The sequence below is a fragment of the Variovorax sp. N23 genome, from assembly GCF_025486315.1.
Taxonomy (GTDB): domain Bacteria; phylum Pseudomonadota; class Gammaproteobacteria; order Burkholderiales; family Burkholderiaceae_C; genus Variovorax.
On the sequence record NZ_JAOOPY010000003.1, the window covers coordinates 354273 to 366210 of the forward strand.

Genomic DNA, 11938 nt, shown 5'->3' on the forward strand with positions numbered 1-11938 from the left:
ATGCTGAAACGTCTTCTCTCCAACGACATGCCGCGCAGCCGCGTGCTCGCGGTGCTGCTGCTGGCCGTGCTGCTCGGCCTGGCCTTCGCGCCCTTCGTCTTTCCGGGCGTCAAGGCGCTCAGCGTGGCGGCCAAGATCCTGGTCTTCATCGTGCTGGTCGCGAGCTTCGACCTGCTGCTGGGCTACACCGGCATCGTGAGCTTCGCGCACACCATGTTCTTCGGCATCGGCGCCTACGGCATCGCGATCTCGGCGAGCCGGCTCGGCGCGGGCTGGGGCGCGCTCTTCATCGGCTTGGGCGCTTCCCTGATCGTGTCGCTCGTGCTCGCGCTGGCCATCGGGCTGTTCTCGCTGCGGGTGCGCGCGATCTTCTTCGCGATGATCACGCTGGCCGTGGCCGCTGCCTTCCAGACGCTGGCCTCGCAGCTGTCGGACTTCACCGGCGGCGAAGACGGCCTGACCTTCAAGCTGCCCGAACTGATCTCGCCGAGCTTCGAGTTCGCCGACGAGCCTTTCCTGGGCGTCTCGCTCGACGGGCGGCTGCTCTGCTACTACCTGCTGTTCGTGGCGGCGGTCGTGCTGGTGCTCGCGCTGCTGCGCATCGTGAACTCGCCCTTCGGCCGCGTGCTGCAGGCCATCCGCGAGAACGAGTTCCGTGCCGAGGCCATCGGCTACCGCGTGGTGGTCTACCGCACGACGGCGGCCGTGCTGTCGGCCCTGTTCGCGACGCTGGCCGGCGCGATGCTCGCGATCTGGCTGCGCTACAACGGGCCGGACACCTCGCTGAGCTTCGAGATCATGGTGGATGTGCTGCTGATCGTGGTGATCGGTGGCATGGGCACCATCTACGGCGCGGCGCTGGGCGCGGTGCTCTTCGTCATCGCGCAGAGCTATCTGCAGGACCTGCTCAAGCTCGGCAGCGAGGCGGCCAGCGGTCTGCCCTGGCTCGCGGCACTGCTGTCGCCCGACCGCTGGCTGCTGTGGCTGGGCGTGCTGTTCGTTCTTTCCGTTTACTACTTCCCGACGGGCATCGTCGGCAAACTCCGGGCGAGGGCCACGCGATGAATCCCACTTCCCACTACGCGCAACTGCTGGGCCGCGAAATCCACTGGATGGACTGGGGGCCGAAGGAGGGCGCCGCCGTCATCGCCTGGCACGGCCTGGCGCGCACCGGTCGTGACATGGATGAACTCGCTGATCACCTGGCCGGCCAGGGCTTCCGCGTCATCTGCCCCGACACCCTCGGCCGCGGTCTGAGCCAGTGGAGCCCGCTGCCCGACGAGGAGTACCAGCTCTCGTTCTACGCACGGCTGGCCGAGGCGCTGTGCGACACGCTGCAGCTGGGCCGCGTGCACTGGGTCGGCACCTCGATGGGCGGGGCCATCGGCACGGTCTGCGCGTCGGGGCTTTTCGTGCCGCGCATGAAGGCGCGCATCGCCAGCCTGGTGCTCAACGACAACGCGCCCGAACTGGCGGCGCCGGCCATCGAGCGCATCAAGGCCTATGCGGGCAACCCGCCGGCCTTCGCAACGATCGCCGAACTCGAGACCTTCTTCCGCACCGTCTACAAACCCTACGGCTGGCTCAGCGACGCGCAATGGCGGCGGCTCACCGAGACGTCCACGCGTCGCCTGCCCGACGGCCGGGTGACGCCGCACTACGACCCGGCCATGGTTCGCCAGTTCACCGCGCATGACAACGACTACCTGATCTGGCGCCATTGGGACGCGATCGAGGCGCCGGTGCTGTGCCTGCGTGGCGTCGAATCCGACCTGGTGCTGCCGCCGACCGTGGCCCGGATGCAGTCGCGGGGCCCAGGCGCCGCCGGTCGGCTGCAGGTGATCGAGGTGGCGGGGTGCGGGCATGCCCCGGCGCTCAACGTGCCGGCGCATCTGGTGCCGATCGAGGCTTTCCTGCGGGCGGCGGTCTGAGGCGCTGAAGGCGCGGCATAGGCCATTCGCGCTAGGCGCGATGGGCCACCCCGCACGCGGATCGGTTTGCAGCGCGCGGCGGAGCGACCTAGGATGGATGGACTCCATTCATTCGCTTTGCCGTGCCTGACTCTCTCCTGGGCGATCTGCCCTCGCCAGCGCTGCCTCGCCCGGCACGCGCACGGCCGGACGTATCCGGCGCACCCGTTCGCGCCTCGTTCTCGATCGAACCGCGGGAGAGCGACGGTGCGCAGCGGTCCGCGGCGGCCGCACGGTTTGCGCAGGAGGCGCGCGCGGAAGCGATCGATGCGGGCCTGGCCAGGCAGTACATGAGCGATGCGTTGCGGCGCCACGTGCTGGGCTTTCTGCTGGCGTCGACCATGGCTGCCATGAGCTGGCCCTACGCCCGTGCGGAGGCCGTGCTGCTGTGGCTCGGCCTGGTGTTCGCCGGTACCGCCGTCCGGCGCCCGCTGGCCCGGCATTTTCTGGACGTGGTCGACCATGGCGGGCCGCTGGCGCGCGAGGCCTTCCTGCGGCGGCTGCTCCCTTACTACGCCGTCATGGGGCTTGTCTGGGGGGCGTCCGTGTTCCTGTTCGCGCAGCGCAGCGAGGGCATCCGGGAGTTCGCCTGCTGGGCCGTGCTGGCTGCACTGGTCTACGGCGCCGCCTATCGATTGGCGCTCCTGCCCACGCTGTGGATGGCTTTCCTCTCGACCTTCTTCCTGTGCGTCCTCTGCTACTTCGCCTACGCCGCCATCACGCGGACGGACGATCGTTTCGGCGCGATGGGCTTCATTCCCCTGTGCATCGCCCAGTTCTGGTTCCTCCGGCGTCTGTCGACCGATGTGCGGCGCATCCAGTCCGCGCTGTACGGGGCGCAGTACGACCTCGCCTGCAAGTCCGAGGAAGCGCTCGCCGCCGTGGTCGCCAAGAACAAGTTCCTGGCCGCCGCCACGCACGACATGCGCCAGCCGGTGATCGCGATGGGCCTGTACGCGGAGTTTCTGGAGGCGGAGCCCGACAGCTACGACGAACTCGCGCCGAAGATCGGCCGCGCCGCCCAGGTCGTCAACCGGCTCTTCGATTCGCTCTTCGACCTGTCCGCCTTCGATGCGGGGCAGGTCCGGCTGACGGTGGCGCCGGTCTCGGTTGCGTCGGTCATCCGCGCGCTGCAGGAGGAGTACGAACCCCTCGCCCAGGCCAGGGGGCTGACGCTCCGGGTCCGGGTGCGAGACGCCGTCCTGCAGACCGATGAAGTCAGGCTCAAGCGCATGATCGGCAACGTCGTGTCGAACGCGATCAAGTACACCCGGCCAGGGGGCAAGGTGCTCCTGGCCGTGCGCCCCGCCGGCGACCGCGTGCGGGTCGAGGTCTGGGACCAGGGCATCGGCATTCCCGCCGCCCAGATCGAGAAGGTGTTCCAGGAGTTCTTTCGGGCGGACGGCGGCAGCCAGCTCGCGCCCGACGGCCTGGGCATCGGCCTGGCCCTGGTGGCGCGGCTGGCCGACGCACTGCGCGCGCGTGTCTCGATCGATTCCGTCGAAGGGCGGGGCACCCGCGTGTCGCTCACCTTGCGCGACGTGGAGGCGGAGCCCTCCAGGCGCGTTCAGCTCTCGGCGGCGTCCGGTTGAGCGGCCGCGCCGCGGGGCGCGGTCAGCGCTTCTTGGCGCCGAAGATCCCGCCCAGCACGCCGCGCAGGATCTCCCTGCCGACGTTGGTGCCCACGGTGCGCACCGCCGACTTCGCCATGGTCTGCACCAGGCCGTCGCGCTTGCCGCCGCGCGGGCCGGTCGAGCCGAACAGCAGGTCGTTCAGGAAGCTGCCCTCGGCGGGGGCACCGGGCTGGGCGGTGCCGGCCTTGCCGGCCGTCGTGGCGGGTGCATCGGGGGCGCTCTCGGCGCGGCCCTTGAGCTTCTCGTAGGCCGATTCGCGGTCGACCGTCTTCTCGTAGACGCCGGCCACCAGCGAATTGGCGATGAGCTGCTGGCGTTGCGCCGGCGTGATCGGGCCGAGCTGGCTGCCTGGCGGCACGACGAACACGCGCTCGGTCACGCTGGGCCGGCCCTTGGCGTCGAGGAAGCTCACCAGTGCCTCGCCCACGGCCAGCTCGGTGATGGCGGCTTCGATGTCCAGCCCCGGCTTCTGCCGCATGGTGGTGGCGGTCGCCTTGACGGCCTTCTGGTCGCGCGGGGTGAAGGCGCGCAGCGCGTGCTGCACCCGGTTGCCCAGCTGTGCCAGCACCGAATCGGGAATGTCCAGCGGGTTCTGCGTGACGAAGAACACGCCCACGCCCTTGGAGCGCACCAGCCGCACCACCAGTTCGATGCGCTCGACCAGCGCCTTGGGCGCCTCGTTGAACAGCAGGTGGGCCTCGTCGAAGAAGAAGACCAGCTTGGGCTGATCGGGGTCGCCGATCTCGGGCAGCTGCTCGAACAGCTCCGACAGCATCCACAGCAGGAAGGTCGCGTACAGCCGCGGCGAATTCATCAGCTTGTCGGCGGTGAGGATGTTGATGACCCCCTTGCCAGACACCGTCTGCATGAAGTCCTGGATGTTCAGCATCGGCTCGCCGAAGAACTTGTCGCCGCCCTGGCCCTCGATCTGCAGCAGGCCGCGCTGGATGGCGCCCACGCTGGCGGCGCTGATGTTGCCGTACTCGGTGGTGAACTGGCTCGCGTTCTCGCCGACGTACTGCAGCATGGCGCGCAGGTCCTTCAGGTCGAGCAGCAGCATCCCGCTGTCGTCGGCGATCTTGAAGACCAGGTTCAGCACGCCGGCCTGCGTTTCGTTCAGGTCGAGCATGCGGCCCAGCAGCAGCGGGCCCATGTCGGAGACGGTGGCGCGCACCGGGTGGCCCTGCTCGCCGAACACGTCCCACAGCGTGACGGGGCAGGCGAGGGGGGCGGGTGCCTCGATGCCGCGTTCCTTCAGGGTGGCGGCCAGCTTGTCGCCGATATGGCCGGCCTGGCTGATGCCGGTCAGGTCGCCCTTCACGTCGGCCATGAACACCGGGACGCCGATGCCCGAGAGCTGTTCGGCCAGCGTCTGCAGCGTGACCGTCTTGCCGGTGCCGGTGGCGCCGGTGATGAGGCCGTGCCGGTTGGTCAGGTTCGGCAGCAGGAAGCACTCGGTCGCGTCGTGGCGGGCGATGAGAAGAGGGTCGGCCATGGGGGCTCCGGAAACGTGTCGAAAGCGGGCAGTCTATCCAAGACCCCCTCCTATAATTCGCGGCCACAGGCGTTCGTTCCGTGAAAAAGTCCAGGAGTCCCTTTGTCGTCGACCACCCCCACCCCCACTTCCGCCGATGGCGCCGGCGCTGAACAGACGCCGCTCGAACTCGAACTCGCCACCTTGCTGGTCGAATCGCTGAATCTCGAGGTGGCCCCCGCCGACGTCGATCCGAACGCGCCGCTGTACGGCGAGGGACTCGGCCTCGACTCCATCGACATTCTGGAAGTGGCACTCGAAGTGTCGCGCCGCTATGGTTTCCAGCTGCGTTCGGACGACGAGCGCAACCAGCAGATCTTCCAATCGCTGCGCACGCTGGCCACCCACGTGGCGGCGAACCGTACGACAGCTTGATGGCCTCCCACGGCACGCATGCATATCGACGGCCCGCCGACGCGGGTCGCCGAACGGCGCGGGCCTGAGCCATGTCGCGGTGGCGCCTGGCGCTCCTGCTGCTGGCAGGGGCGGCGTATGCGGGCTTGTCTCACTGGCTGATGCTGTTCCATCCGCACGCCCCCTGGGCGATGGCGGTGCTGCTCGGTCCGCTGTGGCTCACGGCGCTCGGCCTGGGCGGCTCGCGCTTCGGCGGATGGGGCCTGGTCGGTGCCACGCTGGCGGGGCTGCTGGTCTTCGTCGTGCTGTGGCGCGGTGGGACGGGCGACCCCAATCGTCTGTACGTGCTCCAGCACGTGGGCATCAACGGCGTGCTGGCCTGCTGGTTCGGCGGCAGCCTGCGCAGCGGGCGGCTGTCGCTCATCGGCCAGTTCGCCCAGCGTGTCCATCCGCTCGGGAAAGGCATGCCGGAATACACCCGGCAGGTGACCTGGGTCTGGACGATCTACTTCATGCTCACGGCCCTCGTCTCGATTCCCGTCTACCTCTGGCTGCCGTTCTCGGCGTGGTCGCTGCTCGCCAACGTGCTCAGCCCGGCGACGGTGGTCGTGCTGTTCGTGGGCGAGCACCTGGTGCGCTACCGCCTGCACCCCGAGTTCGAACGCACCCGCATGATCGATGCGGTGCGGGCTTTCTACGGCGCCACGTCGGCCGAACCGAGCGCCAAGCGCTGACGCGATGACAACGGAGTTGCGCATGTCGAACGATGTCCCTTCCCATCCCTTGCTGGCGACGCGCGACCTCGACGCGCCGCTCGCCTGGCGCGCCGGCGTGCCGGTGTCGGGGCGCACCTTCCTGGCCGACGTGTCGCGCCAGGCCGAGCGCATGCCGGCCGCCGGCCCGGTGCTGAACCTCTGCAACGACCGCTACGCCTTCGTGGTGGCGCTCGGTGCGGCGCTGCTGCGCGGCCAGGCCAGCCTGCTGCCGCCCGACGCGCGGCCCGAGACGATGGCGCGGCTGACGGCCGAGCACGGAAAACTCACGGCCGTGACCGACGAGCCCTCGCTCCAAACGCCCGGGCTCGACCGCGTGATTGTCGAGCTCGGTGCCCGCGCAACCGATGCGCCGAACGACGTCCCGGCCATCGACGGCCGCCTGCACGCGGTGAGCCTGCTCACCTCCGGCTCGACCGGCGTGCCGCAGCCGCATGCCAAGACCTGGCACACGCTGGTGGGCGACGCCGCCGCCGCCGTCGCCCGGCTCGCGCAGCTGCTCGGCCGGCCCTCGCTCGAAGGGCTGACGCTGGTCGGCACGGTGCCGGTGCAGCACAGCTACGGGCTCGAATCCACCGCCTTGCTGGCGTTGGTGGGCGGCGCGGCTTTCGACAGCGGCCGGCCCTTCTTCCCGGCCGACATCGTCGCGGCCCTGGCTGCGGTGCCGCGCCCGCGTGCGCTGGTCACCACGCCCTTCCACCTCAAGACGTTGCTGCTGGCCGGCATCGAGATCCCGCCGGTCGACCTGATCCTGTCGGCCACCGCGCCGCTGTCGCCACAGCTCGCTGCGCAGGCCGAGCAGGCCACCGGCGGCATGCTCATCGAGATCTACGGCAGCACCGAGTCCGGCCAGGTCGCGACGCGCCGGCCCACGCAGAGCGAGGTGTGGGAAACCTTCGGCGAGATCCGCGTCACGGCGCAGCCAGGCGCCGACGGCACCGAGCAGTTCGTCTTCGCTGGCGACTTCATCCCCCAGCCCACGCCGATGGCCGACGTGCTGGAGCTGCTCGACGACCGGCGCTTTCGCCTGTTCGGCCGCGCCAACGACCTGATCCACGTGGCCGGCAAGCGCAGCTCGCTGGGCCACCTCAACTACCACCTCAACAGCATTCCCGGCGTGGACGACGGCGCCTTCTGGCTGCCCGACGACGTCAGCGACGGCGTGGTGCGGCCGGTCGCCTTCGTGGTGGCGCCGACGCTCGGTGCGGGCGAGGTGGTGGCGGCCTTGCGCACGCGGCTCGAATCGGTCTTCGTGCCGCGCCGGGTGGTGCACGTGCCTTCGCTGCCGCGCGAGGGCACCGGCAAGCTGACCGTGCGGGCGCTGCGCGAATTCGCGCTGTCGCAGCTTGCCGCCGACGACACGCCGGTGCAGGTGACGCACGAGGTGCCCGAAGACCATCCCGTCTTCGCGGGCCATTTCCCCGGCCAGCCGCTGGTGCCGGGCGCGCTGCTGGTGTCGGAGGTGATGGAGGTGATGCAGCGCGTGCCCGCCATGGCGGCCCGGCTCGGTGCGCACCCCACGCTGGCGGCGGTCAAGTTCCTGTCGCCGGTGCGGCCCGGTGCCCGCATCGACATCGCGCTGCACCCCGAGACGGGCGCCGCGCGCGGCGTGCGCTTCGAGGTGCGCTGCGGCGACGTGGTGGCGGCCAGCGGGCGCTGGACGCCGTCGGACGCGCGCTGATGGCGGTACGCGAGGCGGGCCCCGCTGCCCCTGGCGACAAGACGCCGGACGCTGCGGCGTGGGCACACCAGCCCGAGCGCAGCAACATGGTGGCGCTGCGCTTCATCTGCTGGCTGGCGCTGACCTGCGGCCGACGACTCACGCGGCTGATCCTGCACCCGATCTGCCTGTATTTCCTGCTCTTCGCCCCCACGCCGCGGCGCCACATCAAGCGCTACCTGTTCCGCGCCATCGGCCCGCGGGCCGGCTGGGCCGACGGCTACCGGCTGCTGCATGCCTTCGCCTCGACCGTGCTCGACCGCGTGTACTTCCTGCGCGGCCGCATGGAGCTGTTCGACGTGCGCATCAGCGGCCAGGAGCCGGTCGAGGCCGAGGTGATGTCGGGCCGCGGCGCCTTCCTGCTGGGCGCGCATGTCGGCAGCTTCGAGGCGATGGGCGCCTGCCGCCAGCACAGCAGCGACCACGGTGCGCTGCGGCTGGCGATGCTGATGTTCACCGACAACGCGCAGCGCATCTCGAGCATCCTCGAGACCATCGCGCTGCCCGAACTGCGCCCGCACATCATCGCGCTGGGGCGCCCGCATTCGATGCTCGCGCTGCGCGACTGGCTCGACGGCGGCGGCCTGGGCGGCATGCTGGCCGACCGCACGCTGCCCGGCACCGAAGACATGGGCCAGCGCAGCAGCAACCTGACGCTGCCCTTCCTGGGCCAGCCCGCGGTGTTCAGCGACGGCCCGTTCCGCCTGGCCGCGCTGCTGCGCCGCAAGGTGTTCTTCATGGCCGCGCTCTACGCGGGCGGCGCCCGCTACGATGTCCGCTTCGAGCCACTGGTCGATTTCAGCGAGAGGCTCGCCGACCCCGCGCAGCGGGAACAACGCATCCGTGCGGCGGTCGAAGCCTACGTGGCGCGCCTGGAGGCGCTGTGCCGCGAGCATCCCTACAACTGGTTCAACTTCCATGATTTCTGGCTTGAAGACACGCATTGAGAGGGCGCTGCGGCAGGTGCGCTGGGCCCTGGCGGCGCTGCTGTGCGCCGCTGCGCCGGCCTGGGCGCTCGACCTGAACGAGCTGATGGGCCTGCTGGCCAGACAGCAGCAGGGCGAGGCCAACTTCACCGAGCAGCGCTACGTGCGCGGCTTCGACGGCCCGCTGGCCGCCAGCGGCACCCTGAGCTTCACCGCGCCCGACCGCCTGGTGCGGCGCACCCTGTCGCCCCGGCCCGAGACGATGGCGGTCGACGGCAACAACCTCACGCTGTCGCGCAGCGGCCGCAGCCGCAGCATGACGCTCGACAGCATGCCCGAGCTGCAGGGCCTGGTCGAAGCGATGCGCGCCACGCTCGCCGGCAACACGCAGGTGCTGCAGCGCTACTTCACCAGCACCGTCGGCGGCAGCGCCAGCGAGTGGACCCTCGACCTGGCGCCCGTCGATGCGCGCCTGGCCTCGCAGGTCGCCATGCTTCGCCTGAGCGGCAAGGCCGGCGAGGTGCTGGGCGTGGAGATGGAGTTCCGCGGTGGCGACCGCTCGGTCATGACGATCTCGCCGAAGCGATGAGCGCCGCCCGGCCGCCCGAAGGCGCTCGCACCGCAGCCCGCAGGGCGGAGGTCTTCGTATGACTTCTGTGCACGCCGGGCCGAGCCGGGGCCGCCGCACGCTGGTGCTCCTGCTGTGGCTGGCCGCGGTGCTGGCCGGGGTCGCGGTCATCTCGCGCACCCACTTCAGCGCCGACCTGTCGGCCTTTCTGCCGGCCAGCCCCGACGCACGCCAGCGCGTGCTGATCGAGCAGCTGCAGAGCGGCGTCGCCTCGCGCACGCTGATGGTCGGCCTCGAAGGCGGCAAGGACGCGGCGCAGCGCGCCGACGTGTCGCGCGCGCTCGGCAAGGCGATGCGCGCCAGCGGGCTCTACGAGCAGGTGCAGAACGGCGACCACAGCGACTGGCAGGAGGCCGGCACCTTCGTCTTCGACCGGCGCTACCAGCTGTCGCCCGACGTGACGCCGCAGCGCTTTTCCGTCGACGGCCTGCGCGATGCCATCACCGACACGATGTCGATGCTCGGGACGCCGGCCGGCAACCTGGTCCGCCCGCTGTTCGAGCGCGACCCGACCGGCGAGACGCAACGCATCGCCGAAGGGCTGATCCCCGCGACATCGCCGCGCACGGAAGAGGGCGTGTGGGTGTCGCGTACCGCGCCGCGCGCGATGCTGCTGGCCACCACCGCCGCCTCGGGCAGCGACCTCGACGCACAGGCCGCTGCCATCGCCCGCATCGAGACGGAATACACGAAGGCGACGCAGGGCCTGGGTGCCGACGTGCCGAAGCTGCTGCTGAGCGGCGCGCCGGTGTTCTCGGTGCAGAGCCGCGACAAGATCAAGGGCGAGGCGGTGCACCTGGCGACCGTCGGAGCGATCGTGATGGGCTGCCTGCTGCTGGCGGCCTTCGCGTCGCCCAAGGCGCTGGTCGTGGCGCTGCTGCCGGTGCTGACCGGCGTGGTCGCGGGCACGGCCGCGGTCGCGCTGGTGTTCGGGTCGGTGCACGGCCTCACGATGGGTTTCGGCAGCACGCTGATCGGCGAGACGGTCGACTACGCCATCTACTACCTGATCCAGGCCCGAGGCGCCGCGGTGCCCGGCACCGGCTGGCAGCGCTGGCGCGAGCTGAACTGGCCGACGGTGCGCCTGGGCCTGCTGACTTCGGTCTGCGGCTTCGCGGCGCTGCTGTTCTCGGGCTTCCCGGGGCTGGCGCAGCTCGGCGTGTTCTCCATCGCCGGCCTGGTGGCCGCCGCCCTGGTGACGCGCCACGGCCTGCCGATGCTGGCGCCCGACGGCGCCACCGGCATCGGCATGCGCCGCCACATGGCGCGCGTGGCGAGCGGCATCGTGCAAGCCATGCCGCGGCTGCGCGTCGGCTTCGTCGTGGCGGGCGTGGTGGCGGTGGCGCTGATGGCCTGGCAGGGCGGGGCGCTGTGGCGCGCCAGCCTGTCGTCGATGAGCCCGATCTCCAAGGCGTCCCAGGCACTCGATGCCTCGCTGCGCGAGGACATCGGCGCCAGCGACGGCGGCACGCTGGTCGTCGTCCAGGCGGCCGACGAGCAGGCCGCGCTGCGCCTCACCGAGGCCGCCGGCCAGCGGCTCGACGCGCTGGTCGACCAGGGCCAGCTCAGCGGCTACGAGACCGTCACCCGCATGCTGCCGAGCATCGCCGCCCAGCAGGCCCGCATCGCCAGCCTGCCCGACGCCGCCACGCTGCGCACGCGCGTGGCCGAGGCGACCCAGGGGATGCCGCTTGCAGCCGAGCGGCTCGACCCCTTCGTCGCCTCGGTGGACGCGGCGCGCGGCCTGCCGCCCATCACGCGCGACGAACTCGCCAAGGGCCCGATGGCGCCGGTGGTGCGCGCGCTGATGTTCGAGCGCCCCGGCGGCGGCTGGGCGTCGCTGATCGCGCTGCACACGACCGACCGCTTCGACAAGGCCCAGCTGGTCGCCGCCCTGGCGCCCTTGCCCGAGGTGCAGGTGGTCGATATCGGCGCCGAGCTGGGCAGCCTCTACGACCGCTACCTGCACGAGGCCTTCGTGCAGGTGTTGCTCGGTGCGCTGGCGGTGGTCGTGTTGCTGGGCCTGTACCTGCGCTCGCTGCGCCGGCTGGTCGCCGTGTGCCAGCCGCTGTTGCTGGCGGTGGTGCTCACGCTGGGCGGCATGGCGGCGCTGCAGGTGCCGCTGGGCATCCTGCACCTGGTCGGGCTGCTGCTGATCGTGGCGGTCGGCTCCAACTACGCGCTCTTCTTCGACCAGCTGCAGGAGACCGGCCGCGCCGACGAGGACACGCTGGCCTCGCTGATGCTGGCCAACCTGACGACGGTCGTGTCCTTCGGGCTGATCGCGATCTCCGACATCCCCGCGCTCTCGGCCATCGGCCGCGTGGTGGCGCCTGGCGCGCTGTTGGCCTTGCTGCTGTCGGCGGCTTTCGCCAAGCGGCGCGTGCGCTGAGGTACAA

10 protein-coding genes are annotated in these 11938 nt (G+C 70.8%); 9 read left to right on the top strand and 1 reads right to left on the bottom strand.

Annotated elements, in window-relative coordinates; all coding sequences use genetic code 11:
- The 3 genes from N8A90_RS06870 to N8A90_RS06880 all read left to right on the top strand — a co-directional run bounded on the left by N8A90_RS06870 (position 1) and on the right by N8A90_RS06880 (position 3562).
- Positions 1–1065, top strand: coding sequence for a branched-chain amino acid ABC transporter permease (locus N8A90_RS06870; RefSeq protein ID WP_262073924.1), 1065 nt, complete (start codon positions 1–3; stop codon positions 1063–1065).
- Entirely contained in the window at positions 1062–1931 is an 870-nt protein-coding gene (locus N8A90_RS06875) for an alpha/beta fold hydrolase (RefSeq protein ID WP_262073925.1), read from the top strand. The genes N8A90_RS06870 and N8A90_RS06875 overlap by 4 nt, the downstream gene beginning before the upstream one ends.
- A gap of 122 nt (positions 1932–2053) precedes the next feature.
- Positions 2054–3562: a sensor histidine kinase gene (locus N8A90_RS06880; RefSeq protein ID WP_262073926.1), complete on the top strand. Its 1509-nt coding sequence runs from the start codon at positions 2054–2056 to the stop codon at positions 3560–3562.
- A 22-nt stretch (positions 3563–3584) separates the two neighbouring features.
- Here the strand turns inward: N8A90_RS06880 and N8A90_RS06885 are convergent, their stop codons facing one another.
- Positions 3585–5099 (bottom strand): helicase HerA-like C-terminal domain-containing protein, encoded by a 1515-nt coding sequence (locus tag N8A90_RS06885; protein WP_262073927.1) that lies wholly within the window; start codon positions 5097–5099, stop codon positions 3585–3587.
- A gap of 102 nt (positions 5100–5201) precedes the next feature.
- On the opposite strand from N8A90_RS06885, the gene N8A90_RS06890 reads away from it, so the two are divergent.
- The 6 genes from N8A90_RS06890 (at position 5202) to N8A90_RS06915 (ending at position 11931) form a co-directional block, all read left to right on the top strand.
- Positions 5202–5513 carry a phosphopantetheine-binding protein gene (locus tag N8A90_RS06890; protein ID WP_262073928.1) on the top strand — a complete coding sequence of 104 codons (312 nt, stop codon included), beginning with the start codon at positions 5202–5204 and terminating at the stop codon, positions 5511–5513.
- Between the two features lie 71 nt (positions 5514–5584).
- Positions 5585–6226 carry a hypothetical protein gene (locus tag N8A90_RS06895; protein WP_262073929.1) on the top strand — a complete coding sequence of 214 codons (642 nt, stop codon included), beginning with the start codon at positions 5585–5587 and terminating at the stop codon, positions 6224–6226.
- 22 nt (positions 6227–6248) lie between these two features.
- Positions 6249–7946: an AMP-binding protein gene (locus N8A90_RS06900; RefSeq protein ID WP_262073930.1), complete on the top strand. Its 1698-nt coding sequence runs from the start codon at positions 6249–6251 to the stop codon at positions 7944–7946.
- Complete coding sequence (locus N8A90_RS06905; protein WP_262073931.1) at positions 7946–8932, top strand: acyl-CoA synthetase; 987 nt, start codon at positions 7946–7948, stop codon at positions 8930–8932. Before N8A90_RS06900 ends, N8A90_RS06905 begins: the two co-directional genes overlap by 1 nt.
- The gene (locus N8A90_RS06910; RefSeq protein ID WP_262073932.1) at positions 8916–9500 is read left to right on the top strand and encodes an outer membrane lipoprotein carrier protein LolA; all 585 of its coding nucleotides are present in this window, start codon (positions 8916–8918) and stop codon (positions 9498–9500) included. The genes N8A90_RS06905 and N8A90_RS06910 overlap by 17 nt, the downstream gene beginning before the upstream one ends.
- Before the next feature lie 58 nt (positions 9501–9558).
- Positions 9559–11931, top strand: coding sequence for an MMPL family transporter (locus tag N8A90_RS06915; RefSeq protein ID WP_262073933.1), 2373 nt, complete (start codon positions 9559–9561; stop codon positions 11929–11931).
- Positions 11932–11938: the final 7 nt, after the last annotated feature.